This window comes from Bradyrhizobium sp. CB2312, assembly GCF_029714425.1.
Lineage (GTDB): Bacteria > Pseudomonadota > Alphaproteobacteria > Rhizobiales > Xanthobacteraceae > Bradyrhizobium.
Genome location: NZ_CP121668.1, coordinates 1297967 through 1324693, shown reverse-complemented (window position 1 = coordinate 1324693; position 26727 = coordinate 1297967). Strand labels below are relative to the sequence as shown.

Annotated in this window: 30 protein-coding genes; 16 read left to right on the top strand and 14 right to left on the bottom strand. The window is 64.3% G+C overall.

All coding sequences use genetic code 11. The features are described 5' to 3' along the window. Positions 1 to 32 precede the first annotated feature (32 nt). Positions 33 to 989: an alpha/beta hydrolase gene (locus QA642_RS06270; protein WP_283083883.1), complete on the bottom strand. Its 957-nt coding sequence runs from the start codon at positions 987 to 989 to the stop codon at positions 33 to 35. Between the two features lie 330 nt (positions 990 to 1319). On the opposite strand from QA642_RS06270, the gene QA642_RS06265 reads away from it, so the two are divergent. Beyond that, positions 1320 to 1502 carry a hypothetical protein gene (locus QA642_RS06265; protein ID WP_027563119.1) on the top strand — a complete coding sequence of 61 codons (183 nt, stop codon included), beginning with the start codon at positions 1320 to 1322 and terminating at the stop codon, positions 1500 to 1502. Positions 1503 to 1514: 12 nt separating this feature from the next. On the opposite strand, the gene QA642_RS06260 is transcribed toward QA642_RS06265, so the two are convergent. The 3 genes from QA642_RS06260 to ykgO all read right to left on the bottom strand — a co-directional run bounded on the left by QA642_RS06260 (position 1515) and on the right by ykgO (position 2823). Then, positions 1515 to 1775, bottom strand: a complete 261-nt coding sequence (locus tag QA642_RS06260; RefSeq protein ID WP_283083882.1) for a hypothetical protein — start codon at positions 1773 to 1775, stop codon at positions 1515 to 1517. A gap of 160 nt (positions 1776 to 1935) precedes the next feature. Beyond that, entirely contained in the window at positions 1936 to 2577 is a 642-nt protein-coding gene (locus QA642_RS06255; RefSeq protein WP_283083881.1) for a tetratricopeptide repeat protein, read from the bottom strand. A 120-nt stretch (positions 2578 to 2697) separates the two neighbouring features. Further along, positions 2698 to 2823 (bottom strand): type B 50S ribosomal protein L36, encoded by a 126-nt coding sequence (gene ykgO / locus QA642_RS06250; protein ID WP_006611362.1) that lies wholly within the window; start codon positions 2821 to 2823, stop codon positions 2698 to 2700. A gap of 342 nt (positions 2824 to 3165) precedes the next feature. Here ykgO and QA642_RS06245 point away from each other — a divergent pair, with 342 nt between their 5' ends. Next, complete coding sequence (locus QA642_RS06245; protein WP_283083880.1) at positions 3166 to 4050, top strand: amidohydrolase family protein; 885 nt, start codon at positions 3166 to 3168, stop codon at positions 4048 to 4050. Between the two features lie 208 nt (positions 4051 to 4258). Here the strand turns inward: QA642_RS06245 and QA642_RS06240 are convergent, their stop codons facing one another. Beyond that, complete coding sequence (locus QA642_RS06240; protein WP_283083879.1) at positions 4259 to 4993, bottom strand: SDR family oxidoreductase; 735 nt, start codon at positions 4991 to 4993, stop codon at positions 4259 to 4261. 161 nt (positions 4994 to 5154) lie between these two features. On the opposite strand from QA642_RS06240, the gene QA642_RS06235 reads away from it, so the two are divergent. After that, positions 5155 to 5526 carry a helix-turn-helix domain-containing protein gene (locus QA642_RS06235; protein ID WP_283086812.1) on the top strand — a complete coding sequence of 124 codons (372 nt, stop codon included), beginning with the start codon at positions 5155 to 5157 and terminating at the stop codon, positions 5524 to 5526. Between the two features lie 275 nt (positions 5527 to 5801). On the opposite strand, the gene QA642_RS06230 is transcribed toward QA642_RS06235, so the two are convergent. Beyond that, positions 5802 to 6884, bottom strand: coding sequence for a transglycosylase SLT domain-containing protein (locus QA642_RS06230; protein ID WP_283083878.1), 1083 nt, complete (start codon positions 6882 to 6884; stop codon positions 5802 to 5804). Positions 6885 to 7303: 419 nt separating this feature from the next. Between QA642_RS06230 and QA642_RS06225 the strand changes: the two genes are divergently transcribed. The 6 genes from QA642_RS06225 (at position 7304) to QA642_RS06200 (ending at position 12689) form a co-directional block, all read left to right on the top strand. Then, the gene (locus QA642_RS06225; protein WP_283083877.1) at positions 7304 to 8035 is read left to right on the top strand and encodes a haloacid dehalogenase type II; all 732 of its coding nucleotides are present in this window, start codon (positions 7304 to 7306) and stop codon (positions 8033 to 8035) included. 38 nt (positions 8036 to 8073) lie between these two features. Then, the gene (locus tag QA642_RS06220) at positions 8074 to 8541 is read left to right on the top strand and encodes a YbaK/EbsC family protein (RefSeq protein WP_283083876.1); all 468 of its coding nucleotides are present in this window, start codon (positions 8074 to 8076) and stop codon (positions 8539 to 8541) included. 152 nt (positions 8542 to 8693) lie between these two features. Then, entirely contained in the window at positions 8694 to 9635 is a 942-nt protein-coding gene (locus QA642_RS06215) for an AraC family transcriptional regulator (RefSeq protein ID WP_283083875.1), read from the top strand. Positions 9636 to 9771: 136 nt separating this feature from the next. Then, positions 9772 to 10485, top strand: coding sequence for an SDR family oxidoreductase (locus QA642_RS06210; protein ID WP_283083874.1), 714 nt, complete (start codon positions 9772 to 9774; stop codon positions 10483 to 10485). Positions 10486 to 10495: 10 nt separating this feature from the next. Beyond that, positions 10496 to 11575, top strand: coding sequence for a nitronate monooxygenase (locus QA642_RS06205; protein ID WP_283083873.1), 1080 nt, complete (start codon positions 10496 to 10498; stop codon positions 11573 to 11575). A 283-nt stretch (positions 11576 to 11858) separates the two neighbouring features. Beyond that, the gene (locus QA642_RS06200) at positions 11859 to 12689 is read left to right on the top strand and encodes an adenylate/guanylate cyclase domain-containing protein (protein WP_283083872.1); all 831 of its coding nucleotides are present in this window, start codon (positions 11859 to 11861) and stop codon (positions 12687 to 12689) included. 171 nt (positions 12690 to 12860) lie between these two features. Here the strand turns inward: QA642_RS06200 and QA642_RS06195 are convergent, their stop codons facing one another. After that, positions 12861 to 13217 carry a hypothetical protein gene (locus QA642_RS06195; protein ID WP_283083871.1) on the bottom strand — a complete coding sequence of 119 codons (357 nt, stop codon included), beginning with the start codon at positions 13215 to 13217 and terminating at the stop codon, positions 12861 to 12863. Positions 13218 to 13312: 95 nt separating this feature from the next. Then, entirely contained in the window at positions 13313 to 14299 is a 987-nt protein-coding gene (locus QA642_RS06190) for a tripartite tricarboxylate transporter substrate binding protein (protein WP_283083870.1), read from the bottom strand. A 147-nt stretch (positions 14300 to 14446) separates the two neighbouring features. Between QA642_RS06190 and QA642_RS06185 the strand changes: the two genes are divergently transcribed. Then, on the top strand, positions 14447 to 14704 hold the full coding sequence (locus QA642_RS06185) for a hypothetical protein (protein ID WP_283083869.1): 258 nt from the start codon (positions 14447 to 14449) through the stop codon (positions 14702 to 14704). A gap of 268 nt (positions 14705 to 14972) precedes the next feature. Here QA642_RS06185 and QA642_RS06180 read toward each other — a convergent pair whose 3' ends face one another. Then, positions 14973 to 15908 (bottom strand): LysR family transcriptional regulator, encoded by a 936-nt coding sequence (locus QA642_RS06180; RefSeq protein WP_283083868.1) that lies wholly within the window; start codon positions 15906 to 15908, stop codon positions 14973 to 14975. A gap of 118 nt (positions 15909 to 16026) precedes the next feature. On the opposite strand from QA642_RS06180, the gene QA642_RS06175 reads away from it, so the two are divergent. From QA642_RS06175 to QA642_RS06160, 4 genes are all read left to right on the top strand, one after another. Further along, the gene (locus QA642_RS06175) at positions 16027 to 16779 is read left to right on the top strand and encodes a 3-oxoacyl-ACP reductase family protein (RefSeq protein ID WP_283083867.1); all 753 of its coding nucleotides are present in this window, start codon (positions 16027 to 16029) and stop codon (positions 16777 to 16779) included. 35 nt (positions 16780 to 16814) lie between these two features. After that, a complete protein-coding gene (locus tag QA642_RS06170) occupies positions 16815 to 17513 on the top strand; it encodes a pirin family protein (protein WP_283083866.1) in 699 nt (232 codons plus the stop codon). Between the two features lie 150 nt (positions 17514 to 17663). Beyond that, complete coding sequence (gene wrbA, locus QA642_RS06165; RefSeq protein WP_283083865.1) at positions 17664 to 18263, top strand: NAD(P)H:quinone oxidoreductase; 600 nt, start codon at positions 17664 to 17666, stop codon at positions 18261 to 18263. A gap of 129 nt (positions 18264 to 18392) precedes the next feature. Beyond that, the gene (locus tag QA642_RS06160) at positions 18393 to 18527 is read left to right on the top strand and encodes a hypothetical protein (protein WP_265441850.1); all 135 of its coding nucleotides are present in this window, start codon (positions 18393 to 18395) and stop codon (positions 18525 to 18527) included. 4 nt (positions 18528 to 18531) lie between these two features. Here QA642_RS06160 and QA642_RS06155 read toward each other — a convergent pair whose 3' ends face one another. The 4 genes from QA642_RS06155 to QA642_RS06140 form a co-directional block, all read right to left on the bottom strand. Further along, a complete protein-coding gene (locus QA642_RS06155; RefSeq protein WP_283083864.1) occupies positions 18532 to 19404 on the bottom strand; it encodes a class I SAM-dependent methyltransferase in 873 nt (290 codons plus the stop codon). A gap of 77 nt (positions 19405 to 19481) precedes the next feature. Beyond that, positions 19482 to 20627, bottom strand: a complete 1146-nt coding sequence (locus QA642_RS06150; protein ID WP_283083863.1) for a GNAT family N-acetyltransferase — start codon at positions 20625 to 20627, stop codon at positions 19482 to 19484. Between the two features lie 79 nt (positions 20628 to 20706). Beyond that, entirely contained in the window at positions 20707 to 22095 is a 1389-nt protein-coding gene (locus QA642_RS06145) for an O-antigen ligase (RefSeq protein WP_283083862.1), read from the bottom strand. 39 nt (positions 22096 to 22134) lie between these two features. Next, the gene (locus tag QA642_RS06140) at positions 22135 to 23202 is read right to left on the bottom strand and encodes a glycosyltransferase family 1 protein (RefSeq protein WP_283083861.1); all 1068 of its coding nucleotides are present in this window, start codon (positions 23200 to 23202) and stop codon (positions 22135 to 22137) included. A gap of 252 nt (positions 23203 to 23454) precedes the next feature. Between QA642_RS06140 and QA642_RS06135 the strand changes: the two genes are divergently transcribed. After that, positions 23455 to 24441 (top strand): glycosyltransferase, encoded by a 987-nt coding sequence (locus QA642_RS06135; RefSeq protein WP_283086811.1) that lies wholly within the window; start codon positions 23455 to 23457, stop codon positions 24439 to 24441. Positions 24442 to 24453: 12 nt separating this feature from the next. On the opposite strand, the gene QA642_RS06130 is transcribed toward QA642_RS06135, so the two are convergent. Beyond that, complete coding sequence (locus QA642_RS06130; protein WP_283083860.1) at positions 24454 to 25482, bottom strand: glycosyltransferase family 2 protein; 1029 nt, start codon at positions 25480 to 25482, stop codon at positions 24454 to 24456. Between the two features lie 395 nt (positions 25483 to 25877). Between QA642_RS06130 and QA642_RS06125 the strand changes: the two genes are divergently transcribed. Then, complete coding sequence (locus tag QA642_RS06125; RefSeq protein WP_283083859.1) at positions 25878 to 26672, top strand: methyltransferase; 795 nt, start codon at positions 25878 to 25880, stop codon at positions 26670 to 26672. The last annotated feature ends 55 nt before the right edge of the window (positions 26673 to 26727 follow it).

The window sequence follows — 26727 nt, the reverse complement described above, 5'->3', positions numbered from 1 at the left end:
GCGAACCGGCATCCGCTTCGCTCGACTGCGCTTTAGTCGGCGACCGCCTGCGCCGGGATTATTCTCCCGATCATCGCCTCGATCTCCGTCTTCACCAGATCCGGCACGGCGTTCTGCACCATGTGACCGAGATCGGGCAGCACGATCAGCTTCGCATTCGGCACGGTCGCGGCGAACGGGCGCGCGTGGATGCTGGTTTTCACCGTCTTGTCCGGCTCGCCGGCGATGATCGTGACCGGCACCTTGATCTCGCCATAGCGCGGAGCTTGCGCAATCACCGCCTCTTTCAGTGTCACCAGATCATAGGCATTGGCGATGAACTCGCGCGGGCGCAGCAGCAGCGGCGTTGCGGAGTCCTGCACGAAACCATCCGGCATCATCTGCGGCAGGAACACGTTGCGCGCGCCGGGTTCGGCGAGAAAATAGCCGAGCGGCAGCGTGATGGTGTAGGCGAGCAGCGGCCCGATCACGGGCGTTGCGATGATCTGGTTGTAGCGGCCGACCCCGCCGCGCCACGGATGGGTGACGGGCGCGAGCATCACGAGGCCGGCGACGCGGGACGGATGATCGAGCGCGATCCGCGCGCCGAGCGCCCCGCTCCAGGAATGTACGACCAACACCGCGCGTTCGATCCCGAGCTTGCCAAGGGCCTCGTCGATCATCCGCGCCTGGATCTCCGGCGTCGAATCCTGCCGCCGCGCGCGTGTGCTCCAGCCATGGCCGGGACGGTCGATCAGGATGACGCGATGATCTCTCGCGAGCATGTCGCCGAGCGGGCGCCGCATCGCTTCGAGATTGGAGCTCGCGCCGTGCAGCATCACGATCGGCAGACCGGCCTCGCGGGGGCCGATGTCGAAGGCGTGGAGCGTCGCGCCCTCGACCTCGATCATCCGGCCCTGCGGTGGAAAGGCGCGCTGCACGGCCAGGATTCCGGCTTGCGTGACCAGCGCCAGCAGAACCAGCGCCGTCACGACTGACATCACGATCATGGGGAGAATCCGGACGTTCCAGGGCACAGGGTAATTACGGGTCTTGCACGCGCTAGTTTCGCCCGGAGAGCGTCAGCGCTTCCAACGCAATTGAGGGGCTGTGGATATGTGCATAATTGCCGAACTAAAAAGCCGAGTAAAATCAACGCCATTCCCTCGTGACACACAAGCCTCGGACCAGCTTCATGCAGTCGTCATCGCGGCTTCCATATAATCGCCATGGTCGGTTCCGCCATTTAGACGCGGGTGGGCGCCGATCCTCCTCGCAGCCTCAGGGGATGCGAGGAACGGCCGGCAGGATATGTCCTGGTTTGAACCGGAGAATTTTCGATGAGCTTCAGATCGAACGACACTGCGATCGACGAGATCGTGGCGAGCTGCAACGGTGATCTGCGCGGTGCCGTGCGGGCGCTGCTCCTGATCAACGAGCATCTCGAGGCGGAGTTGGCAAGGGCCTACGCCGCGGCAGCCGATCACGGACTGACTGAGCGCGGCGGCAGCGTCCTGCATTAGGACGCAGTCAGCCTAGTTCGTGCTGTCCTCGTCCTTTTCCTCGTCAGGGGTGACGGCAGGGCAGGCACGGATGGTCGAGCGGGCAAGCTTGGCGTCGTCCCTGGACTTGTAGGGACCATCGCCGAACCAGATGTCGCCGTCGATCACGGGATTGCTGGTCACGATGTTGCACTTGCCGGTTGCGCGGTTGCCGACCACCCAGAACAACCCGTCGGCGAGACTCACCGTCCCCCACGCCAGCAGCAATGTAACTGCAAGGATCAAACGCTTCATGGCTGTGCTCCTGCCATGAAGGTAAGCCTGCGGCCGTGGCGCCAGTCCCCCTTGCAACGCGGCGCGTCTCATCGTGGTTAATCCACCGCCGCCGCACCGGCTCAAGAACTGATCGAGTTGTCCGTATTGTTTGAGCACGATCCTCCTGGAAAGCCGTGCTCTAGATATCGCGGCCTTCGACCTTCTCGGTCAGCGCCTTGACCTGCTCGGGGATCTTCTCGAGGTGAGGATTGACGGCGAGCGCCTTGCGGTAGGCCTCGAGGGCGCGCTTCTCGTCGCCGACCTCCTGCATGATCATGCCGAGCCCTGCGAGCGCGCCGAAATGACGGGGCTCGCGGATCAGCACCTCACGGATATCGGCGAGCGAGCGGCCATAATCGTTCTGCATGTAGTAGAGCGTGGCACGCCGGTTCCAGGCCTCGATATAGTCGGGCCTGAGCTTGATGACCGAGTCCAGCAGCTTGATCGCGATGTCGATCTTCTGCGCCTCGACCGCGGTCTTGGCCCGCGCCATCAGCAGCGCCGCGGTGTCGCTCGGGGTCTGGATCCAGATCGCCCAGATCCGCGCCTCGACATGCTTGGCGCTGACCTCATCGGGTGCAGCCTTCAGCGCGCCGAACAGGAAATCGAGATTCTTGCTGCGATCGACCTTCGGCAGCTTGGAAGGCGCCTCCGGGAGCTTCTTCTGCTTGCCGGGCGGGGGCGGCGGCTCGACCTGTTGCGCCAGGGCTGGAGCCAGCCCGGCGGTTCCCAGCACGAGGGCTAGACACAGGGTGCGCGCGAAAGGGAATCTCACAGCCATGATCAAAGTCTAAACGCGCAAAGCCGCCCTTGCATAGCAGGGGCGGCGTCAAACTCGTGTGAGACCGTGGTCTTGCGGGAGCGCGCGAAAGGCGACCGCGAGGGCAATCAGCCGCTTAGCTCAGCCCTGCCGAGCCTTGAAGCGGCGCTGCACCTTGTTGATCACATAGACCCGGCCCTTGCGGCGGACCAGGCGGTTGGCGCGATGGCGACCGCGCAGCGACTTCAGGGAGTTACGGACCTTCATGGCAGAATCCTGAACGTTCGAAAGGCCGTGTTCGGCACTACCGTTTCGGCACGCGCGAATGTGGCAAAATGAGATTTTTCCCGCTGGCGGACCGACCGCCCGGGACGGGGCGGTTCTTAAGGCATGGCGGGAGGTCATGTCAATGTTAACTGCCTGGTTCCGGGCCAGCAAATTCTTGAAAACAACCCCATGCACAGTAGAAACGGCCGGATCGGCCCGATCTTGTCCATTCGCGGCCAGGCACAGCAAGGACTTTTGCAGGCAGCACTTTTGCCGCCGGCAACGCCTTGCCAAATTCGTTATATCATATAATCAATTTGACAACCCGTCGGGAGGACACCAATGCCAAAGCTGAAGCTGCCAAACATCGACGACGTCGTCGCCATCGACATCCACACCCATGCCGAGGAGCCCTGCGGCACCCATCCCGACGACGGCTATGACGATTTCCAGGCGCAGATGGCGGAGTACTTCAAGTCGCCGCGCAAGCATCCGCCGACCGTGCCGGAGACCGCGGCCTACTACCGCTCCAAGAACATCGCCGCGGTGATCTTTCCGGTCGATGCCGAGCGCGAGACCGGCTTCCGCCGCTACAAGAACGAGGAGATGCTGGAGATCGCCTCCGACCATCTCGACGTCCTCATCCCCTTCGTCTCGATCGACCCGCACAAGGGCAAGCTCGGCGCGCGCGAGGCGCGCAAGCTGATCGAGGAATACGGCGTGCGCGGCTTCAAATTCCACCCGACCATGCAGGGCTTCTACGCCAACGACCGCATGGCCTATCCGCTCTACGAAGAGATCAACAATGGCGGCGCGATCGCGCTGTTCCACACCGGCCAGACCGGCGTCGGCTCGGGCATGCCCGGCGGCATGGGGATGCGGCTGAAATATTCCAACCCGATGTACATGGACGACGTCGCGGCCGATTTCCCCGACCTCAAGATCATCCTCGCCCATCCCTCCTTCCCCTGGCAGGAAGAGGCGCTGTCGGTCGCGACCCACAAGCCGAACGTCTATATCGACCTCTCCGGCTGGTCGCCGAAATACTTCCCGCCGATCCTGGTGCGCTACATCAACTCGATCCTGCAGGACAAGATGCTGTTCGGCTCGGACTGGCCGGTGATCACGCCGGACCGCTGGCTGTCGGATTTTGCCAAGATCGAGATCCGCGACGAGATCCGGCCGAAGGTGTTGAAGGCGAACGCAAGGAAGCTGCTGGGGATCTAGCCTAAAGCGTCGGAGGCGCACTCCCTCTCCCGCTTGCGGGAGAGGGTCGGGGAGAGGGTGTTTCCGCAATGGCACAATCACCAAGAGGAGAAAGCCCTCAACCGGCGCGCGGGGCGATGCTTCGCATCGCCCGGGACGCGCCGACCTCTCCCGCATCTGCCTTCGCCAAAGGCTTCGGCGGACATGAGCGGGAGAGGTGAACGAAACCTCAGACTTGCGCCAGGCCACCATCAACGAAGACCTCGCCGCCCGTCATGAAGCTGCTGTCCGAGGATGCGAGGAAAGCGGCCACCGCCCCTGTTTCGGAGGGATCGCCCACACGCCCGATCGGCGTAGAGTTTCCGAGCGCATCGAACGCTTCCTCGCCTACGACCTCCAGCGCCAGCTCCGTCTTGGTCGGCCCCGGGGACAGCACATTGACGCGGATGCCGGTGCCGCGCAGGTCCTGCGCCCAGCTGCGCGCCAGATTGCGGATCGCAGCCTTGGTCGCACTGTAGATGCTGAACTGCGGCGTCCCCATCACCCCCGTGCTCGAACCGGTGAGGATGATCGACGCCCCCTTCGTCATCAGCGGCAGAGCCGTCTGCACCGTGAACACCAGCCCCTTCACGTTGACGTCGAAGATCTGGTCGTAGTGCTCGACCGTGATCTCGCCGAGCGGCGCGAACGATCCGGTCCCGGCGTTGGCAAACAGAATATCGAGCCCGCCCCGTTCGGCTTTCACCGCCGCATACAGCCTGTCGAGATCGGACAGATCGGTCACCGAGCCCCTGACGGCGCGCGCCGAGGGACCCAGTTGCGCAACGGCGGCATCGAGCGGCTCCTGCCGCCGCCCGAAGAGATAGACGAACGCGCCTTCGTCGACGAACCGTTTCGCCGCTCCAAATCCGATGCCGGTTCCGCCGCCGGTCACCACTGCCGTCTTGCCGTGTAGTCTGCTCATGATGTGCTCCCTTCATTGAGGTTGCACTGAGCTGGCGGCCTACCCACCTATCGACAAGTATGCACCTTTTGGTAAGTACCCAAAAAATGTCGTCAGATCATTCAAAGCAAAATTTGCCGCCCGCGCCGCCTCAATCACCCGTCCAGGGTTGCACGCCGACCTTGCCCGGCTTCACGTGCGGCCTCGACGCAACCCTGCGGGTCATCGCCGGCAAGTGGAAGCCGCTGATCCTGTACTTCGTCGCGCAGGGCGGTCCGACCCGCTACGGCGAGCTTCGGCGGTCCGTGCGCGACGTCAGCGACAAGATGCTGATCCAGCAGCTCAAGGAGCTGGAGTCCGATGGTCTCGTGAAGCGAACCGACTACAAGGAAGTGCCGCCGCGGGTGGACTACAGCCTCACGCCTCTGGGCCACAGCCTGGCCCAAGCGCTGGTGCCGCTCTGCACGTGGGGCACCGAGCACATGGCTGAGGTCAGCCGGGTCTTCGCCGAGCGGGAGACCTGGACGCGGCGGGGACATCCACAGACTGTCTAGCTCGCGCTGCTCTTCGTCCGGGGTCTGCTCCGCCCTGACAGCAGCGCGTTGGCGCAGCTCGTGCTGAGTCCGGCTCGGGCCAGAAGCGGGCGTGATTGCGCCGCGGAGCGGCACTGGTCGAGGTGTTGGGTCAATCCGGCCGCCGGAGCCGAACAACCACCCAGTCTCGAAGCGGAGCGCAAACTGACCCGGCGCCGAAAACTAGATTGCCGACACAACATCTCGACGAAACGAATGTGGCCCCAGAGGTGTGCGTGTGGGCAGTCGCCAGCTGTTCATCTCGCGCGTTCGGCCGCCGCAGTTAGCATAGGATAGCGGGCATAGAGCGTGTCGACGCGGTCCCGCCACATCGCCACGAACGCACCCGAGGTGAGACTATCGACCGACTTCCATTCGCGTTTGACCGCAGGCAGCGTGTTCCCCCAGATAGCGCGCTTGCACCATCGCTCGCCCTTCTCCGAGCCCTCCCGGGTTGCGCACATCGACTTCCAGGCAATCCGCTGCGGACGGCTGATGTGTTGGGCGGCTCCTTCCCAGCCCTGCTGGTGGATCAGGTAGAGGTCGGAAAGGGTCGGCTTCTTCTGCGTCATGATTTCGAATAGCGCAGCCTCGCTGAGAAACTTGTAGGCCGCACTTATAGCATTGTCGCGAGGATTGAGAATGTCGCCCGATCCGTATTTGCCGAACTCAAACTTGCTCAGCTGGAACAGGCCGATATAGGAGCCGGTGCGTTGCCTGGGATTGAAATCGGATTCGATTTTGGCGACCGCCTTCATGAAGTTGACATCGACACCGAACGCTTCGGCTGCACGTTCGATCTCCTGGACGGGCGTTCCGAGCGGAACGTCGCGCAACGCCGACAAGGCGATCTTCGCGGGTTTCTCCGGCGGCGGAATTTCCGAGTAGACGTAGTATTTGAGATACGACGGTTTGCCTTCGGCCGGATTGGGCGAAGCAACGGGCGGACCGTCCTGCTGTAGCTTTGCCGAGTTCTCGGGCGATGTTGCCTCAAGGCTGGCGACCTGCAACCTTGGCTCTGGAGAAGTGGATACATCGGACGGCGGCACCGAGTCCCGCGCCGCGGCGCTGAATCCCGCCGCAACAATCGCATTAGCCGACAATCCTGTATCAAATTTCGTTTCGATGGCCGGGGCCGGAAACGCGGCGCCGGCATTTGTCAGGACCGTCGTCACATTCAGCGGGATGCCGCTGAAGGCATCAGCCACTCTTACATTCGGCGTTGCGGTGCTTGGGCGCGGTACCGCAAGTTGACCAAGCGCGGCAAGCGAAGTCGCTGTCAGCGCGCCGGCGATACAGCTTGCTTGCCAAATCTTCAACGTCGCCAGCCGCGCGGCCACGGTTCCCCCAATCGATCCAACCACACATCGTGTTCAGCCCGGCCCCAATCCTGCATCGATTTATCTTTTGGATTCGCCACAACAAAGGCGTGAGGCTGGACGGATCGCATTTCTCACTGGCTGTTGCGGCGAAGACGCACTGGACAGCGATGCTGACCAACTTCGAAACCGATCTTTCCGTCTGTTTGCTTTGTAAGCGAACGCCATGTCAGTTGAGCTGCAAGCCGTATCCGCACCACAGTACCGATCATCGTGATGGCGGTTCCGCTGTATCGGCGTCCTCAGAGTCTGCTCAGGGGTGCGCTAGCTGCCGATCACGCCTGCAGTGGCAGACTTCCGTTCTGCTTTGGTAGGCTCACGATTATGCGCACTCCCCCAAGCGGACCTCTTGTGACCGCAACTGCCGGGAAGGACAGCCAATGCCCATCAAAGCCGTCGTGTTCGACGCCTACGGAACGCTCTACGACATCCAGTCGGTCGCGGAGATCACCGAGGATGCGTTTCCCGGCTACGGCGAGATCATCACGCAGGTCTGGCGCATCAAGCAGCTCGAATACTCCTGGCTGCGCTCGCTGATGCGGCGCTACCAGGATTTTGCCGCCGTCACCCGCGACTCGCTGGCCTATGCGCTGCGCGCGCTCAGGCTTGATTACGAGAACGACGCATTCGAGCGCGTGATCGAGAAGTACCTGCATCTCGATCTCTATCCGGATGCGGCGGCAGCACTCGCCGCGCTCAAGCCGCGAAAACTCGCCATCCTCTCCAATGGCAGCCCGGACATGCTCAACACGCTGGTGCGCAACACCAACCTCGACGGCCTGCTCGATGCCACCATCAGTGTCGATGCGAAGAAGGTCTTCAAGCCGAGCCCTGAGGCCTATGAGCTGATCGGTGAGGCGCTGGGCACCGCCCCGAACGAGGTGCTGTTCGTCTCCTCCAATCCCTGGGACGTCGCCGGGGCAAAGTCGTTCGGACTGAACGTCGCCTGGATCGAGCGCGTCACGCCCGAGGCGATGGCGCTGGCTTGCGTCGAGAACGAACTCGTGGCACCGCTGACGATGTTCAAGGCGATCCGCACCCAGATGGACGAGCTTGGCTTCGCGCCGGACCACCGCGTCCGCGCGCTGTCCGAGCTGCCAGGGATCATCTAGGGGTCACCCAGGTATCGCCGCCCGCCCGTGAGACTGGAATGAGCCTGGAATCCGTTCGCGCCTTCTTCGCCGACAAAGCCCCCGACATCTCCGTCATCGAATCCCCGATCAGCTCCGCGACCGTGACGCTGGCCGCCGAGGCCTATGGTGTCGAGCCGGGTATGATCGCCAAGACGCTGTCCTTGCGCGTCGGCGAACGCGTGATCCTGATCGTCGCGGCCGGCACCTCACGGATGGACAACAAGAAGGTCAAGACGCAGTTCGGCGGCAAGCCGAAGATGCTGGGGCTGGAAGAGGTCGCCGACATCACCGGCCATGAGGTCGGCGGCGTCTGCCCGTTCGGGCTGAAATCACCGCTGCCGGTCTATTGCGACGTCTCGCTGAAGGCGTTCGATGTCGTGGTGCCGGCCGCCGGCTCGACCCACAGCGCCGTGCGCATCGCGCCGGACCGCATGGCGGAGCTCGTCGGCGCCGAGTGGATCGACGTTTGCGAGGTCAGGCCTTAGGGAGGCGTCGATACGCGATGGCGGAACCGGGCGGCTCACGCCGCCTTGATCGCAGATGCGTGATGGGGGCCGGCGGGAATTGCGGTCCGCCTCGCGGCCGACCACATCAAAGCCATCGAGCTGGCAGGGCATGTTTCCAGGGTAGCATCCGCGTGAATTCATCTGGTGGAAATCAGGAATTGGCACCTCAGCCGACGCCGCCGGGCAAACGCAGCTTCAACAAATACGGCGTCGCCGGGCTGCTGGCCTCATCGGCCACGCGGGGTTGGTCGAATCTCGCGGCGGAGCTTCGCAGCCACAGCGGTACGGTCACCTGGAACAAGCCGCAGCCGGATGCCGAGGTCTGCATCGATGTCCGCGGCAGTCGGTCCGTCATCACGCGACGGCTGGACGGGGTCATCGATTCGACCGTGTCCGAACGCGGAACGATCTGGCTGCGTCCGGCCGGCGTGCAGGAAGGCCTGATCGACATGTCCGAGCCGGTGCCAGCGATACTGCATCTCTACCTTCCTCCCAGTCGGTTCTCGTCGGACCATTTTGGGGACGGGTTCAACACGACGGCGATCAGGTCACTCCATCGCGAGGGTGGTTTCCACGATCCGCTGCTTGCCGAGATCGCCTACGCCATCATGTCCGAACTGGAACACGAGACTTCCGCGGGCAGGCTGCTCGCCGAAACCCTGGCGTTGAGTCTGGTGGCAAGATTGATCCAGAACCATGCCGGTGCGTCGCCGTCCGACCTGGCCAACCCCGCTTCAAGGGAGGGGCTCGACCGGCGCAGACTGGCGCGCGTGCTTGACTATATCGAAGCCAATCTGGAAAGCGATCTGACGGTGGCGCGGCTGGCCTCGGTTGCCTGCCTGAGCGAATTTCATTTCTCGCGCGCGTTCAAGACCGCCTTCGGCGAATCGCCGCATCGGCATGTCAGTGCAAGGCGCCTCGAACGCGCCAAGGATCTGCTCTGCGACGCCGACCGGGCCCTGGTCGACATCGCGCTCACGCTCAGGTTTTCGTGTCAGGCCAATTTCACCCGTGCATTCCGGCGCGCCACCGGCCAGACGCCGGCGCAATATCGGCGCAGCCTGCTGGCCTGACTTCGTTACGGATGTAATGATCTGCTGCCGCCGACAGCAGGAAATGACAATAGCTGAGCAGGCGATGCACAGGCGCGCGACCTCGATCAAGGTAACTGTTCGCTCATCCGCACACTGATTGCGTGAAGGAGCGAATATGACATCCGAACGGAAAGTTGCCGTCATCACCGGGGCATCGCGAGGCATTGGCGCGGCGTTGCTCGGGGCCTATCGCGACATCGGCTATCACGTCGTTGCCACCTCCCGTTCGATTGCAAAGAGCGAAGATCCGTCGACTCTTGCGGTCGAGGGCGACATAACCAGCGCAAGAACCGCCGATCGCATCGTGGGACTGGCCATCGAACGCTTCGGACGGATCGATACGCTCATCAACAACGCCGGCCTTTTCATTGCAAAACCCTTTACGGAGTATTCCGAAGCCGACTTTGCCACGATGGTCGGGGTCAATCTCGCGGGCTTCTTCCACCTGACGCAGCGGGCGGCGGCGAGGATGCTGCTCGCGGGCTCGGGTCACATCGTCAACATCACGGCCACGATCGCCGAGCAGCCGATGGCCTCGCTGGCAGCGGCGCTCGCGGCACTGACCAAAGGCGGGCTCAACGCGATCACCCGCTCGCTCGCGATCGAGTACGCAAGCCGGAATATCCGCGTGAACGCCGTTTCTCCGGGTGCGATCGCGACCCCGATGCACGCGCCGGAAGCGCTTGGCTTCCTCGCGAGCCTGCAGCCAATGGGCCGCATGGGCGAAACACGGGAGGTCGTCGATGCCGTGATGTATCTGGAGCGAGCGGCCTTTGTCACCGGCGAGGTCATGCATGTCGACGGCGGCGCGTCCGCTGGTCGCTGGTAGGAGGTGTGCAATGTGGTCCGACCGACGTGTCGTTGAACTATTTGGGATCGACCATCCCATCGTGCTGGCGCCGATGGCCGGATTTTGCACGGTCGAACTTGCGGCCGCGGTGTCCAATGCCGGCGGCCTCGGCTCGATCGGTTGCGCGATCATGGCCCCGGAACTCGTTTTGAAGAATGTCGCGGAGCTCCGACGACTGACGACGAAACCGATCAACCTCAATTTCTTCTGCCACGATCCGGCGAAAGCGGACGCCGCTCGCGAGCGAGCCTGGCACGAGAAGCTTGCGTCCTATTATCGCGAACTCGGCATCGACCCTGCAACGGTGACACCGCGCCTCGATCTCGCTCCCTTCGGCGAGGCGGCGTGCGCCGTGGTCGAGGATGTCAGGCCGGAGGTGGTGAGCTTTCATTTCGGCTTGCCCGAGCCCAGGCTGGTCGATCGGGTCAAGGCCGCAGGCTGCAAGGTGATTTCATCCGCGACGACGGTCGACGAAGCATGCTGGCTCGAAAAGCATGGCGCTGATGCGATCATCGCGCAGGGATATGATGCCGGAGGGCATCGCGGCATATTCCTCGATTCCGATCGCAAGCGCGCGATCGCCTCGCAGGCCGGTACATTTGCCCTGGTGCCCCAGGTGGCCGACGCCGTCGGCGTGCCCGTGATCGCTGCAGGCGGAATCGCGGATGGGCGAGGGATCGCGGCGGCGTTCGCGCTCGGAGCCGCCGGCGCGCAGATCGGGACTGCATTTCTGCTTTGTACCGAGACGGCGACACCCCCGCTCCATCGCGAGGCGCTGCGGAATGCGCGGGCAAACCGGACTGTCGTGACAAACGTGTTCTCCGGACGACCGGCGAGAGTTCTTGTCAATCGCCTTGCCGCCGAGATCGGTCCCTGGTCGGACGCGGCACCGGACTTTCCACTGCCGATGGGCGAGCTGCCGCCGCTGCGTGCTGCGGCGGAGCCGAATGGGAGCGCCGACTTCATGCCACTCTGGTCAGGGCAGGCAGCCGCGCTTGTGCGGGAAATGCCTGCCAAAATGCTGATCGACATCCTGGTGCGGGAAGCCACCAGGTTTGGGGGCGGCTGATGGGCGCCGCCGGAGGGCCGAAACGTTTCGCACCGTCCATCGAGGCGACGGCGGACCCAGACCAAGCTCGTGTCTAAAGCGCGATGAGATTCGGATGAATCGTCATCGCGCTTTAGGTTGTTGTTTGCGCACGATCTTTCCGGAAAACCGCTTCGCACTTTTCCGGATCATGCTTTAGGCCTTGGCTGAGTGCCACGTTGCACGATTATGACGGTTTCGGGATAGGCGGCTCCGGATGCGATGCCTGATGCATTTGTCCGTCAGGAAGGCTACCATACTGAGGATGACCGACGACAAGGTGAAACGACGACTGACAACCGTGCTGTGCGCTGACGTGTACGGCTATTCTCGTCTCATGGAAGCGGACGAGACCGGAACGTTGGAGACGCTCCGCCGCTACCGCACCGCCATTGCGCGACTGGTCGAGCGTCATGACGGCCGCATCGTGAATACCTGGGGCGATGCCGTGATCGCCGAGTTCGCCAGCGTCGTCGAGGCCGTTCAATGCGCGGTCGAGATTCAGCAGGAAATTTCCAGTCAAGGTTCGGACGCGCCTCAGGCGAACCCGATGCAGTTTCGCATCGGCATCAACCTCGGCGACGTGATGGTCGATGGTTCCGACATCTATGGCGACGGGGTCAATATCGCATCGCGGCTGCAAGAACTCGCTGACCCCGGCGGCGTCGTGATCTCGAGCTCCGTCTACGATCAGGTGCACAACAAATTATCCGTTGGCTTCGACTGTCTCGGCCAGCGCCCCATGAAGAACATTGCTCCCATGACCAGCTATCGGCTGACCCTTGGCGGCGGGACCGCCGGGCAAGGGAGCTTCCCGATCAAGGGAAACGCAACGCCCTCGGAGAGAGCGCGTGCTCCGCGAATGGAAGACAGGCGCGCGCCACCATCGTCGACGAATGTCGTCACGGATTGGCTCAGAAAGCTGCCCCGGCCGGTTGCAGCGGCACTCACGGTGTCGGTCTTCCTGATTCTGATCAATCTCTTCACTGGCCATAAGATCTGGTTCCATTGGCCAGTCGCAGCCATTCTCTTTGCCGTGGCCTTGCGGACGGCGCTTGGACATCGACCTCAATCGGACAGCAAGCCAGAGCGCTGAACCAGGCGGCACGATCGCAATCTTTCGCGCCGACTGCTGCCTGGTTTTCCGATCATGCGCAAAAGCACGATGAGATCAGGATGAAATCTTCATCGCGCTTTGGCTTGTGGTTTGCGCATGATCTTTTCGGAAAACCGCTGCGCACTTTTCCGGATCATGCTTTAGACAGCGCTAATCGTCGTCATCGTCGTAGGGCCGCGGCTGCACCTGCTGAGGTGGCGGCGGCGCATTGTTATAGCGCGGCGACGGCGCGGCACGACCACGCGGCACCTGCTGCTGCGGCTGCACCTGGTTGTTGGACCGGAACACCGCGCGGCAGCCACTGGAGAGTTGCGGCGAGTTCTGTTGCAGGCAGGCCACGATGCGGTTCACGTCCGGAATCTGGTCGCTGCACAGCCGCCACACATCCGGCGTGCAGGCCATCTGCTGTTCCATGGTGCCGCGATATTCCTGCGCGAAGGCGGCGCCCTGCGCGACGATGCCGCCGATCGCGAGCGCCACACCCAGCGCAATCCGCTCTGTTCGCATATCCAGATCCTTCTCGCTTCTCTCAATTTGTCCTCAATCAATGAGACGCGGTCAGGTTCTGAACCAACAAAAAAATGTGAAAGTGCGGCTGGAACCTACTCCACCTTGCCGATCTTCTTCACCGCCGCGATCAGGCGCGTGCTGTCGGCCGCGACGAATTCGGAGAAGGCCGGCGCGTCCTGATAGGCGACGAGACTGCCCGAAGCCTCGAACGATTTGAGCACGTCGGGGCTCGACATCACCTGCGCCATCGCCTCGCGCAAGCGGGTCGCGATCGGCGCGGGCAGCGTGCTCTGTGCGAACAAGCCGGCCCAGATGTACATCTCGACGTCCTTGTAGCCGAGCTCCTGGAACGTCGGCACGTCAGGAAAGCTCGCGATGCGCTGGGCGCCGCAATTGCCGAGCACGCGCAGCTTGCCGTCGTCGACCTGCGGCTTCAGCGTGCCGGGTGCCGCGGCGATGGCCTGCACCGTGCCGCTCAGCAGCGCGGTCAGCGCCGGCCCCGCGCCGCGGAACGGCACGTGCAGCAATTTGATATCGGCGCTGCCAGCGAACATCTCCATCGCCACATGCAGCGTGCCGTAGGGACCGGAGGAGCCGTAGGTGATCTGACCGGGCCGTCTCTTTGCATCCTCGACGAACTCCTGCGCCGTCTTCCATGGCGCCGAGGCCGGCACCGCGAGCAGCGTGGGATCGGCGAGCACGCGCGCGATCGGCATGAACTGCGAGACTTCGTAGGCGACCGGCCGTTCGAACAGCCGGTCGGCTTCGGGCAGCACCGCGAGCGAGGACAGCGTCATCAGCAGCGTGTGGCCGTCGGGCTCGGCGCGCGCCGCCGCGGCGTTGCCGACCGATCCGCCGCCACCGCCGGCACGGTTGTCGACGATCACGGGCTTGCCGAGAATCCGCTCCAGCGCCATCGCGACGGGACGCGCCGCAAGATCGGCCTGCCCGCCGGCCGGAAACGGCACGATCAGGGTGATGTTGCGCGCCGGATAGGCTTGCGCGAAGGCCGGCTCCGGCCATGCAGCTCGCAACAACGGCAATGCGGCAACGGCGCGCAGGATATCGCGTCGATCCATGGCAACTCCCCTCCCTGGACTTTTCTTGTTTCGGCCCCAGCCTAGCGTGGCGATCGGCAAGAACAAGACGTTTACCAGGCATTCACCATGTTCAGCCCGGCCCGGAACGCATCCCTGGAGCGGCGGTTGCCCTTCCAGGAGTGGGTCATGCGTAATCTTGCTACCATCGACGTCGCCCTGGACGAGATGCTGGTGAATCTCGCAGCGATCGTCCTGCGGCTTTCGAAGCCCGACCTGACGCGAACGCCGGAAGCGCGGCGCGCTTTGGCGCAATCGGTCCATCAATACGCGGTGTGCGCGGCGCGTTCGACCGACCCGCGCGTGCACGAGTTGAAGACGCAGCTGGACGAGACGCTGAAGCCGAACTTGCGCATCATCGCGATCGACGGCGTGAAGGTGCCGTAGTCAGGCCGAAAAGCGAGGTGTCGTAGGGTGGGCAAAGGCGCAAAGCGCCTTGCCCACCATCACTCACCGAATTGCCCCGCGATGTCGCGCATATCCCTGCGGCACAACGCCGAAGAAGAACGGCCTGCCCTGAGCGCGTCGATATCGACACACTTGCGATCCCTCAGGCAAAGACGTGGGCACGCTTTGCTTTGCCCACCCTACGATAGCTTGCGCGGACGATAGACTCGTAGGGTGGGCAAAGGCGCAAAGCGCCGTGCCCACCAATCTATCCGGCTTTGCCGCCCTTCCTCGGCTGCCGCTTGCAGGTGCCCGGGAGCTTCGCCGCGAGGAAATCTGCGAGCGCCTCGACGCGCGCGGGGCGCGGGCCGCCGGGCGGGGTCACGAGGTGCACGGCGCCTTCGGCCTGCTTCCAGTCCTTCAGGATGACTTCGAGGGCGCCGGAGGAGATGGCGTCGCCGACGATGAACTCCGGCAGCTCCGCGATGCCGAGGCCGGCGAGCAGCGAGGGCATCACGGCTTCGCCATTGTTGACCCTGAGGGGGCCGCCCGGACGCACGCTCGCCTGCTCGCCGGCCGAATTGGTGTAGTGCCAGACATTGGGCGTGGAGAGATAGGCGTAGCTGAAGCATTTGTGCTCGGCGAGATGCATCGGATGCGTCGGCCGGCCATGCTTCCTGAGATAAGACGGCGCGGCCACGGTGAAGCGCGGCATGGTGAAGAGCCGCCGCGCAATCAGCGAAGAATCCGGCAGCCGCGCGATCCGCACCGCCATGTCAAAACCCTCGCCGATGAGATCAACGGTCGCATCACTCAAGTGCAGATCGACCGAGACTTCCGGATAGGTCTCGAAGAATTCCGGCAGCAGCGGCGCCACCGCCTTGATGCCGAACGTCATGGGCACCGCGAGCCGCACCAGGCCGCGCGGCGCCACCGATTGCGCCAGCGCCTCGTTCTCGGCCGCCTCGCCGTCGGCAAGCAGGCGCGTGGCGCGGTCGGCGAGCTTGTGGCCGGCATCGGTCAGCGCGAGCCGGCGCGAGGTGCGGTTGAAGAGGCGGGCGCCGAGCCGCTCCTCCAGCCGGGTGACCGCTTTGGACACCGTCGCCTTGGACATCGTGAGTTCGCTCGCCGCCCCCGCAAACGACCGTAATTCCACGACTTTTGCGAAAATCGCGAGCGCCTCGAAATCGGGGAGTTTTGCCATGGGCGTCGGTCCGTCAGGGATATTTCAGGAAACAATGCGTTTCAACAGTTTCTATTTCTATACCACAGGCGGAGGCTTATCCAAGGGTCATCAGACATTCAGGAACTGGAGAAATCCAATGACCAAGAAGCTCTCAGGCAAGGTTGCCCTCGTCACCGGCGGCTCGCGCGGGATCGGCGCGGCCTCGGCCCGCGCTCTAGCCGATGAAGGCGCGGATGTCGCCATCAGCTATGTCGCCTCGCCCGACAAGGCTGAAGCGGTCGTCGCCGAATTGAAGGCCAAGGGCGTGAAGGCCCGCGCCTTCAGGGCGGACCAGGCTTCCGCCAAGGACGTGACACAGCTCGTCAATGATGTCGCCAAGGAGTTCGGCCATCTCGACATCCTCGTCAACAATGCCGGCGTCGCTGCCGGTGGTGCGATCGACGATGCCAAGGCCGACACCGAAGCGTTCGCCCGCCAGGATGGCATCAACGTGCACGGCGTGATCGCGGCGATCCGCGCTGCCTCGCAATTGATGGGTGAAGGCGGCCGCATCGTGACGGTCGGATCGATGCTCGCCGACCGCGCCTCGTTCCCTGGCCTTGCCGACTACGTCGCCACCAAGGCGGCCGTGGTCGGTTACACCAAGGGCGCGGCACGCGACCTCGGCCCGCGCGGCATCACAGTGAACGTGGTGCAGCCCGGCTCGATCGACACCGACATGAATCCGAAGGACGGCGGCGAGTTCGCCGAGACCCAGCGCAAGCAGCACGCGCTGCAGCGCTTCGGCCGCCCCGAGGAGGTCGCCGCCGGCGTCGTGTTCCTCGCAAGCCCGCAAGCCTCTTTCGTCACCGGCACCGTGCTCAACGTCGACGGCGGTTTCAACGCCTGATCAACGCCCGCCCGTTCAAACCAAGGACTACGCAAATGATCGAACTCAGACCTTTCGACAAGCTCGGCGGCGCCGACCACGGCTGGCTCAAGGCCAAGCATCATTTCTCCTTCGCCAGCCACTATGATCCGAACAACATGGGTCACGGCTCTTTACGGGTGTGGAACGACGACGAGATCGCGCCGAACACGGGCTTCCCGGCTCATCCTCACGCCAACATGGAGATCATCACCTATGTGCGCGAGGGCGCGATCACCCATCAGGACAACCTCGGCAACGAAGGGCGGACTGAAGCCGGCGACGTGCAGGTGATGAGCGCCGGCAGCGGCATCCGCCACTCCGAGTACAATCTCGAGCCGACGCAAACCCGGATCTTCCAGATCTGGATCGAGCCGACGGCGCGCGGGGGACAGCCGACCTGGGGCTCGAAGCCGTTCCCGAAGGCGAATCGCTCCGGCAAGCTCGTCACCATCGCGAGCGGCATCGAAGGCGACACGGATGCGCTGCCGATCCGCGCCGATGCGCGGGTGCTCGCCACCACGCTGAAGGCCGGCGAGAGCGCCGAGTACGCGCCGCAGACGGCGCGGCATCTTTATCTCGTGCCGGCGGCGGGCTCGATCGAGATCAACGGCGTGCGCGTCAACGCCCGCGACGGCGCCGCGATCCGCGACGAGGCCAAGCTGAAGATCACGGCGCTGGAAGATTCGGAAATCGTACTCGTCGACGCGGCGTAACCACAAAACAACTCGTCGTGCCCGGCCTTGAGCCGGGCATCCATCACCTTCGCAAGGAGCTTTTCAAGCCCGATGGATTGCCGGGTCAAGCCCGGCAATGACAGCGAACAAAACAACTCAACACATCAAACCCACCCAACGGAGACCACCATGACCAAAGTTCTCGTCCTCTATTATTCCGCCTACGGCCATATCGAAGCGATGGCGAATGCCGTTGCCGAAGGCGCCCGCGAGGCCGGCGTCACCGTCGACGTCAAGCGCGTGCCGGAGCTGGTGCCGGCCGAAGTCGCCAAGGCCTCGTACTACAAGGTCGACCAGGCTGCGCCGATCGCCAAGATCGAGGACCTCGCCAATTACGACGCGATCATCGTCGGCACCGGCACCCGCTTCGGCCGGATGGCCTCGCAGATGGCGAACTTCTTGGACCAGGCCGGCGGGCTGTGGGCCAAGGGCGCGCTGCACGGCAAGGTCGGCGGTGCCTTCACGTCCAGCGCGACCCAGCATGGCGGCCAGGAGACGACGCTGTTCTCGATCATCACCAACCTCTTGCACTTCGGCATGGTCGTGGTCGGCCTGAACTACGGCTTTGCCGGCCAGATGAAGCTCGACGAGGTCACGGGCGGGGCGCCCTACGGCGCAACCACGATCACCGGCGGCGACGGCAGCCGCCAACCCAGCGCCAACGAGCTTGCCGGCGCGCGCTATCAGGGCCGCCAGATCGCGGAGACCGCGAAGAAACTGCATGGCTGAGCTGCATGGTTGAGCAGAACAGTTAAGCTGCGCGGCCGATTGCATGGCTGATGCGACGCGGGCGGCATTCTCATTCGGGGATGCCGCCCCATCTCTGTTCGCAGCACATTTCCACCAAAAGCGATACGAATGGCTTTCGAACTCTTGTTGATCGCGCAGATGATCCGCAAGCCCGCCCAGGCGCTGGCACGGCGCTGGTATTGCCGCAGCCTGTTCCGCGCCTCGCGCGGCCGGCTGCACTGCGCGGAATGCACGGGATCGTGAAGGGCTAGGCGATATCCACCTGAACTGAATCCGTCGGCGTTGGCGGCGGCGCCGTGGACAGCCACCAGCCCTCACCGGCGAACCAGCAGGTCTCGTCGGGACCGCCCTCCCTCCGCAACGACTGCACGCTTTCCCATCCTTTCGCGAACGCCTCGGCCAATCGGCGGGCGGCGTCTTGATCCTGCAAACCCGCGCAGCCGATGAACTGGGCACGGCTGAGGAATTTCGCCGGCCAGATCGCGCCGTCATCCGGGCGCGTGATCATCAGCATGCCGCCGAGCATGCCTTCCGGCGCCAGGGGAAACACCAGCCGGCCGCCGGGGCGCAGCGCATCAAGCCATTCCGTGGCCGGCTGCGCCGCACCCGCGCAGACATAAATCACGTCGGTTGCGGGCAGGTCCGAGGCGATGCCCGAACGTTCCCGCACATCGACATGAGCGATGTCCTTCAGGTTGTCGCGCGCGAGTGCCGCCAGGCGCTCGTCGATCTCATATGCGTGGACCCGGCCGCCGGGACCGACGAGATGCGTCAGGATCGCGGTGTAATAGCCGCTACCCGCGCCGATCTGGATCACGGTCTCGCCTTCCCTGACCGCACAGCCGCTGAGCCAATAAGCATGCGCACTGGGCATGCCTATATTGAGGCCGCGCTCCGGATCCAGTGCAAGAAGCGCGTTCTGATAGAGAAAGGCAGGGTCATTGTCGGGTGTGACCACATAAGGGTGACCGCCGAGACAGATCGACCACGGCCCAGAACCGGCGAAGGGCTCGCGTCTGACGGTCCGAAAGGCCTGTTCGAGCCGGGGATCCGCCGCCTTCGCCGCAGCGCAGATCAGCTGCGCATAGAATGCGCGATATTTTGCCGAACGATCTTCCATGTCGCCTCCGGGGAGAGGGCGACGATAGCACGACGATTGCGATCGTCGAATGACCCCCGCAATCCGGGGCCTTCACGCTAATTTGCAGCCTTGCCCATGGCGCGCGCGGCAAGGGCGGCGAGTCTCGGATGGCGGCGCAGGCCCTGCGCGGCATGGTCGCGCAAGGCATAAGGTGCCCCGCGCCAGGACAGCGCGACGCTGACGTCTGTCAGCGGCACCTTCTCCGCGCCGAAGCGGCGCTTGTAGTCGTGATTGCCGATGCTGAGATCGAAGCGGCGCACGCCCTGTGCATGCAGCGCGGCCATGGTGCGCTCGGTGACGAGCAGACCCGGCGAGCAGCTCGCCCATGAATGGCCGGCGTGGCTGATGCGCAGGAGAAAATAGGTCGCGCCATGCCTGACGCCGAGCGTGGTGGCGACGACGCCCTCGTCGCAGACCAGCGCCGAGATGACGGCATAACCTTCCGCAACACCCTGGCGCGCGACCTCGCGATAGAACTTCGCATGGGTCTCGTCGTTGAGGACGAAGCGCGAGCCGAGCTTGCGCATGCGCGCCTGCTGCTGGCCATCCATCACGTCCAGTAGCTCATGCGCGCGCGCGACATCCGTGGCGATCTCGAACCGTGCGCCCGCGTGCCGATTGAAGACGCGCCAGCAGCGCGGCATCTGCATGCGCTTGATCGAGGCCTGGTACGCCTCGTAATCGTCGCCGGTCAACACGAGATTGCCGTTGAGCGAGCTTGAGCCGATCCGGCCGAGCGACACCAGCGGGTTGGCCTTGCCCCCGACCTGGGCCGGCATCTTCTTCAGGCGCAGCAGGTCGAAGCCGTCGGGCAGCGCGCACAAGGCCTCGACCAGCGCCGCCCCGATCGCATCCATCGCCGCCGCGTCCAGCGCGGCATCGGACGCCAGGATCGGCGCGTTGTTGTCGGTGACGCCGAAATCGGCAAATTCGACGATGCGAATGCCACGCCTGACATGGCTGACCAGCGGCACCACCGCGATGTCCCTGCCCGTCGCCGCATCGGAGACCACTGCGATCAGCGGCGCGACGCCGCCGAACGCCTCGTACCAGGCGCCGAGCCAGTAGCCATGCTGAAACGCGGTGCGATGGCCTGCGCTGAGGCGCAATGCGGCCTGCCGCCAGTCGCGCACGAAATCGACCGCGATTCCCGACGCGCTGGACACCTGACCGTTGACTTGCTCGACGCTGAGAAACGTCATCCGCGGGACATACGATTACTGAATATTTCCAGATAGATTATGTTTTGCCGCAGACCACAAGCGACGTCGCTGCGTATCGTTAAGCCGATCCCACCAAACGGACTGCGACAAGCTGGCAACGTTCGGATTTCACCTGATCGACGCATTGGAACCTGGCCAGGAAATGCAGGCCCGCGACCGCAAGCGCGAACATGAACCAGATCGGATTCTGCCGTTCGAGCAGGAAGGTCTCGGTGGTTCCGTAATAGAGACCGAACAGCCACACGGTCAGGAACAGCTTTGCGAGCGCGCTGCTGCGGCTGTAGGCCTGGGCCGACTGGAAATTGCCGAGCGGCGCGAGCACGAAGATGAGGATCACGAGCAACAGTCCCGGCAGGCCGATGGTGACCGCGAGGTCGAGATAGCTGTTGTGGCTGTGCGCCGCGCTCGTCGCCCATTCGGCGCCCTGGGCGGTCTGCCGTGCGGTCACGTCGTCCCAGAAGGCCGCATAACCGTGGCCGATGATCGGCTTTTCGGCGACGGCCGCGAGCGCGAACTCCCAGATGTCGGAACGGCCGGTGAAGGTCGGATCCAGCGGAAGCTGCCGCGTCATGGTCCCCAGCGCTGGGCTCAAGACGCTGCCGACCGTCAAGAGGTTCATCACGATCAACGGCACGAAGCAGATGATCCGTTTCAGCCACAGGCTCCGCGTCACATAGACAAGCGATGCGAGGCCATAGATCGCAAGGCACAGCACCGTCGAGGTCTTGCCGCCGGTGAAGATCAGGAAGATGCCGGCGAGCACTGCGACCGCCGGCCCCATCACGAACGAGCCAACGGCGGTGAGGTAAATGCCGACATAGACCAGGATGGTCATCACCGGCGAAGCGACGTTCTTGTGGCCGAAGCTGCCGCGCCAGTCGCCGGCCAGCATCGGCTCGGTGATGTCGAGCGCGGTGTGGGTCGCGTATTGTGGCGCGAGGAAGACGCCGAGATAACAGAGCGCGAGCAGCATGAGCGCGGCCCCGCCGAGGCACAGGTTGAAGTTGCCCTGCGTCGGCGGCAGCAATGGGAGCAGAACGGCAAGCGAGGTCACGCTGGCGGCGAGCACAAAGCGCTGGATCGACACGCCGCGGCTCTCGGAGAAGACGATGTTGACGAACAGCCAGCCGACCAGACAGAGATGCAGCGGTGTGACCAGGCTCCTCAGCGAAGGCCCGTCCGTCGCGGCGACGAACAACACCGCCACCGCAGCCAGGAGCGCCCAGGAGATATAAGTGAGCGCCATGCGTCCGCCGACGACGGTGGTGGCAGCCTCGCTGCGCAAATCGGGAAACGGATCGAGCGTCACCAGCACGAGGAGCAGCGCGGCGATCGTGACGAGACATCGCGCCGCCTGCACGGCGTTCAGCCCCGCAAGCCCATCGCGAAACGCGTGACCGAGCGATCGGACCTCGACGTCGGTCATGTCAGCGGCGCTGCGATCCATGGCTCAAGGCAAATCGATGAAGCCGGAAAAGTTCAGGTACTAGCCGATGCCTGTTAAGCATCCGTCAACCACCAGGCGTGAGGCCTGCGGCGCCGCCTGCTGCCGCACGATGCCCTGCGCGATCTCGTAATATTGCAGTGCGCGCTGCTCCAGCGTGAGATTGTCGAGCACGAAGCCGCGCGGATCGAACCTGTCAACCGCACACCCCGCCCAGAAATCGTCCCAGCCCGACTCGAAGCCTGCGATGTCGGCGAACCTTACGCCGCAACGCGCGTCCCAGTACGGCACCGAGGACACCGGTCCGAACTGGACGCGGTGCGGATAATATTCGGGATCCCGCCACGGGCCGCCGGGGTCCCAGGCGAACACCGGCACGCCGCAGGACAGCGCCTGCTGATAGGCGATGCCCTGGCTCTCGTTCTGGCACAGGAAGATCATCGCGCGCGAGCGCGCCAGCGCGGCCTGATAGTCCTCCTCCTTGTAGCTGCCGTAACGCAGCTCGATGAACGAGCAGCCCTCCTTGGCGAGACGGGCGCGAACGGGCTCGATCAGCTCGGGCGCATAGCGCTCGCGGTCCCAATGGACCTTGTCGTAGACCAGCACGTCGACGGTCTTGTCCACGGCGGGCGACGGCGCCCAGAGATCGGTGTCGATGCCGACCGGCCAGGCCTCCGTGTCGGGCCAGTACGGCCGGTACATGTCGACGTACCACGGGCCTGGCACCACCACCTTCTTCACCGGCAGGCGCTTGAACAAATCAGGGTCGTCGAGCGGATGATTGTGCGCGGCGACGCCGAGCAGGATCGGGTTCTTCCACGCGAACTTGTCGAGCAGGAAGGTGCGGCCGATGATGCAGGCGAGCTCGCTCGGATGCTGCGCGATGTAGCCGTAGTCGTTGACGCGGTAGCGGATGCCGAGCCGGTCGAGCCCCGCGCAGAGATTGAGGAACACGCGAAGCTGCCCGCTCATGCGCGGCTCGCCGAGCAGCATGCGGCGCGCCATGCGCCGCAGATGCCGGTCGCCGGGAAACCAGCGATCGTCCTTATCCTCGTAGAAGAGATTGAGGACCATGGCATCGGGGTCGTCGTGGAATGTCTTTGCGGGCACTGAATCCATCCGCGAGCAGTCAGATGCGCATTTTCGCATGAGACCGGCTGCCGCACTCTTCCAAATTTGCCACAGGCTTAATGCCATCGGCTTAACGCTAATTGAGAAAACCGCGGACACGTCGGTCCTTGCGGAAAGGATTTGGCCGTAATGCGAGTATCATTCGCGGACGGGCCAAATGTTGCGATCGATCGCAATGTCGGCTCGGCAGATGCGCCCTGGTTAACGGATCCTTAAAGGCGAGCTGTGGCTCTGATCACCGCCGAAGACGTTCTCGATCTGCCGGCCTCCGCGCGTATCGCTCCGGCGATGCGTCTGCCGCTGCCGGCGAGCCCGACCACTCCGGTGTCCGTCGTCATTCCGGCCAAGAACGTTGCGGCCTATATCGGCGAAACCCTCGTAAGCGCGCTGGCGCAGAGCGAGGTCGGCGAGGTGATCGTCGTGGACGACGGTTCGTCGGACGACACGGTTGCGATCGTCCGCGCCATGCGCGACCCGCGGCTGCGCCTGATGACCAACGATTCCGCCGGCGTGTCGGCCGCGCGCAATCTCGGCGCGCGCCATGCGAGCGGCGATTGGCTGCTCTTCCTCGATGCCGACGACCGCCTGCGGCCCGGCGCGGCAGCGGCCCTGCTGGCGGCGGCGCGCGCCGCTCCGCGCGCGGTTCTCGTCTACGGCGACTACAACACGATCGACAGCGAGGGACGGCAGATCGGCCGGCGTGAGCTGCTGAAAGGCCGCCGCAAGCCTTCCGGCGACGTGCTGGCGCGGCTCGCGGCCGGCAACTTCATCGTCAATGGCGGCATCGCGCTCGCGCGCGCGGAAGCCTTTCGCGCCATCGGCGGCTTCGACACCTCGCTCAGATATTGCGAGGACTGGCATTGCTGGTGCCGCCTCGCGGCGATCGGCGAATTCGAGTTCGCGCCAAAGCTGCTGCTCGACTATCGCGTGCACACCGCCAACACCATGAACGCGGCGGTGCGGACGCCGCAGGATTTCTTCCCGGCGATCGCGCGCGTCTTCGACGACGGGCTGATCCTGGCGCGGTTGCCGGAGGGCACCGCGGCCGGGCTGCGCCAGGCCGCCGAGATTCATCTCGTCACCTATTCGGCGATGCAGGCGGTGCGCTTCGGCCGATATCGCCAGTCGCTGGGCTATCTCGGGATGATCGGCCGGCGCTCGCTCAGGGCGCTGCCGCGCGCGGCGATCCGGGTCGTCCTCACCTGTTTCGGCATCTGATCCCAACCGGGATCAGGACACAATCTTCGAGGCCTCATAGGGCTTCGGCTCGATGCCGAACGCCGCGAGCAGGGAGCCGAGCGCGACCAGCGTGGGATGCACGGCGACGACGGCTTTCGATGTCGCGAGCAGACGCGCGGAGCGAAGCAGCGACAACGGCAAGCGCGCCAGCATCTGCGCAAATACCCGAATCCGTGCTCCGGTGCCCCGCGCGGCCTTGGACTGCACACGGTAGTTGATCGCGCCGATGCGCAGGCCGCGCCTGGCGATCCAACTGAGGCTGGTGCGGCTCTGCGGCACGGTCTCGGTGATGACCGCTTCCGCGGTCCAGTGAAAGGTCATGCCGGCATCGCGGCAGCGCACGAAGAAATCGCAATCGCCGCCGCCGAGGAAATTGAAGCGCAGGTCGAAGGCGGGACGCTCGAACCGCTCGAACGCAGCCCGCGTGATCAGGCAATTGCCGCAGCCATAGATCAGCGGCACCGCGCCGGTGTAATCGTAGGCAGGACAGAAGGCGGGATGACGTCCGAGCCACGGCTTGCTGTCGTCGTCGAACACCGGCAGCACCGGCCCGCCGACCACGTCGGCGCCGGTCGCCTCCGCGGTGCGGACCATCAGCTCCAGCCAGTCCGGCGAAGCGATCTCGTCGTCGTCGATCATCAGGAAGCGGGTCGCGGCGGGAAACAGCGCCTGCGCCGTCTCGAACGCGGCGTTGATCGCCTGGCAATTGCCCTGCCGCTTCTCGACGAGGCAGATGCCCTGGAGCCTGCCGTCCGCGAGATACTCCGCCGCGACCGGCGCGCTCTCGCGCCGCGCGGCATCGTTCTCGACCATGACGACGGCAAAGGAGCGCGGCGTGCGCTGGTTCACGAGCGAGTCCAGCGTCAGCCGCAGATGCTGCGGGCGGCGGAAACAGGGAATGCAGACGACGATGCCGACCGACAGGTCTATGACGCGGGAGCTCGCCGCGATCTCCCGGTTGGGATCGCGCACGGCATCCTGGAGACGCGTGGCTGACAGGTCAGTCGGGATCAATGTCATGACGTTCTAGATGTCCGAGATAGATTGAAAAAGCCCTGCTTCGATCGCGCGGGATCGGCGCCGTCCCGCGACGGCACATCGCCGCGGTACGGATACGTCCCAAAATGAACGCCCGGCCTGGATGCGCAACACGGCGCCGAGCCGCATCTCGCCGTACCAATGCACTTAACCGCTTCCGCCTGTTTCCCGCGCACAATCATGCGCGCGTGGTACTGCAATTCGCGGTCCATCGCCGCGAAGACGGCTCAACATGAACAATGCCGTAGTTAACGGCAGTGCGCATTAACCCGAACGTAAGCACCGTGACGCGTGAAGCGGCGCGGCATCGGATTTGCTCTTCGGGCTCGCGCGTTTTTTCCTGTAAATTTGAATAGAACAAGCGCGGTCAGAAAAAAATGAACAAGCCAGCCACGATCGATTTCGCGACAGTCACCCACCTCTCCGCGGCCGCTGCACAGGCGCCGGCGCTGCACGACCTCGTGCCCGGCGAAGCGCGCGACAGCCTGCTCGCCGTGCAGGACACGCTGCGCCGCGAGCTGCCGCAGGGCCCGCTCGCGATCTACGAAGCCGGCGGCGGCTCGTGCAGCGTCGTGCCGCCGGAATTGCTGAGCCGCAGCAGGATCACCGTGGTCGACATCGACGAGGACCAGGTCCGCAACAACACCTACGCGGATGAAGCCATCCTCGGCGACGTGCAGACCTACCGCTTCGGAAAAGAGACTTTCGATCTCGTGATTTGCTACAACGTGATCGAGCATCTGCCCCATGTCGACGCCGCGCTTTTGAATTTCCGCGACGCGCTCAAGCGCGGCGGCATGATCTTGATCGGCGCGCCCAATCCGCGCTCGCTATCCGGCGTGGTCACCAAATATTCGCCGCACTGGTTTCACGTCTGGTTCTACCGGAATATCCGCGGCATCAAGGATGCCGGCCTGCCGGGCGAGCCGCCGTTCCCGACCTTCTTCCATCCGCTGGTGACGCTGCCGCGCCTCGAAGCGTTCGCCGCCGCCAACGGGCTCGAGATGATCTACCGCCGTGAGGTCGAGAGCCCGCGCTATCCCGAGATGCGCCGGCGCAAGCCGCTGTTCGCGACCCTGGTCGATGCCGGCGCCGCCGTGCTGAACGCCGTGCTTCCGCGCGGGACCGATGTCCGCCGCGGCGACTATCACGTCATCCTGCGGAAGAGGTGACAATCATGCGCGCGCAGGCGATCGCGGGAGAAGCAGAGCTTGGCGACATGCTCGC

Bases quoted from the DNA above. Each gene is read 5' to 3' on its own strand.
- QA642_RS06270 (WP_283083883.1), bottom strand. From the start codon at position 989: ATGATCGTGATGTCAGTCGTGACGGCGCTGGTTCTGCTGGCGCTGGTC.
- QA642_RS06265 (WP_027563119.1), top strand. From the start codon at position 1,320: ATGAGCTTCAGATCGAACGACACTGCGATCGACGAGATCGTGGCGAGC.
- QA642_RS06260 (WP_283083882.1), bottom strand. From the start codon at position 1,775: ATGAAGCGTTTGATCCTTGCAGTTACATTGCTGCTGGCGTGGGGGACG.
- QA642_RS06255 (WP_283083881.1), bottom strand. From the start codon at position 2,577: ATGGCTGTGAGATTCCCTTTCGCGCGCACCCTGTGTCTAGCCCTCGTG.
- ykgO (WP_006611362.1), bottom strand. From the start codon at position 2,823: ATGAAGGTCCGTAACTCCCTGAAGTCGCTGCGCGGTCGCCATCGCGCC.
- QA642_RS06245 (WP_283083880.1), top strand. From the start codon at position 3,166: ATGCCAAAGCTGAAGCTGCCAAACATCGACGACGTCGTCGCCATCGAC.
- QA642_RS06240 (WP_283083879.1), bottom strand. From the start codon at position 4,993: ATGAGCAGACTACACGGCAAGACGGCAGTGGTGACCGGCGGCGGAACC.
- QA642_RS06225 (WP_283083877.1), top strand. From the start codon at position 7,304: ATGCCCATCAAAGCCGTCGTGTTCGACGCCTACGGAACGCTCTACGAC.
- QA642_RS06220 (WP_283083876.1), top strand. From the start codon at position 8,074: ATGAGCCTGGAATCCGTTCGCGCCTTCTTCGCCGACAAAGCCCCCGAC.
- QA642_RS06210 (WP_283083874.1), top strand. From the start codon at position 9,772: ATGACATCCGAACGGAAAGTTGCCGTCATCACCGGGGCATCGCGAGGC.
- QA642_RS06205 (WP_283083873.1), top strand. From the start codon at position 10,496: ATGTGGTCCGACCGACGTGTCGTTGAACTATTTGGGATCGACCATCCC.
- QA642_RS06200 (WP_283083872.1), top strand. From the start codon at position 11,859: ATGACCGACGACAAGGTGAAACGACGACTGACAACCGTGCTGTGCGCT.
- QA642_RS06195 (WP_283083871.1), bottom strand. From the start codon at position 13,217: ATGCGAACAGAGCGGATTGCGCTGGGTGTGGCGCTCGCGATCGGCGGC.
- QA642_RS06190 (WP_283083870.1), bottom strand. From the start codon at position 14,299: ATGGATCGACGCGATATCCTGCGCGCCGTTGCCGCATTGCCGTTGTTG.
- QA642_RS06185 (WP_283083869.1), top strand. From the start codon at position 14,447: ATGCGTAATCTTGCTACCATCGACGTCGCCCTGGACGAGATGCTGGTG.
- QA642_RS06180 (WP_283083868.1), bottom strand. From the start codon at position 15,908: ATGGCAAAACTCCCCGATTTCGAGGCGCTCGCGATTTTCGCAAAAGTC.
- QA642_RS06175 (WP_283083867.1), top strand. From the start codon at position 16,027: ATGACCAAGAAGCTCTCAGGCAAGGTTGCCCTCGTCACCGGCGGCTCG.
- QA642_RS06170 (WP_283083866.1), top strand. From the start codon at position 16,815: ATGATCGAACTCAGACCTTTCGACAAGCTCGGCGGCGCCGACCACGGC.
- wrbA (WP_283083865.1), top strand. From the start codon at position 17,664: ATGACCAAAGTTCTCGTCCTCTATTATTCCGCCTACGGCCATATCGAA.
- QA642_RS06160 (WP_265441850.1), top strand. From the start codon at position 18,393: ATGGCTTTCGAACTCTTGTTGATCGCGCAGATGATCCGCAAGCCCGCC.
- QA642_RS06155 (WP_283083864.1), bottom strand. From the start codon at position 19,404: ATGGAAGATCGTTCGGCAAAATATCGCGCATTCTATGCGCAGCTGATC.
- QA642_RS06150 (WP_283083863.1), bottom strand. From the start codon at position 20,627: ATGACGTTTCTCAGCGTCGAGCAAGTCAACGGTCAGGTGTCCAGCGCG.
- QA642_RS06145 (WP_283083862.1), bottom strand. From the start codon at position 22,095: ATGGATCGCAGCGCCGCTGACATGACCGACGTCGAGGTCCGATCGCTC.
- QA642_RS06130 (WP_283083860.1), bottom strand. From the start codon at position 25,482: ATGACATTGATCCCGACTGACCTGTCAGCCACGCGTCTCCAGGATGCC.
- QA642_RS06125 (WP_283083859.1), top strand. From the start codon at position 25,878: ATGAACAAGCCAGCCACGATCGATTTCGCGACAGTCACCCACCTCTCC.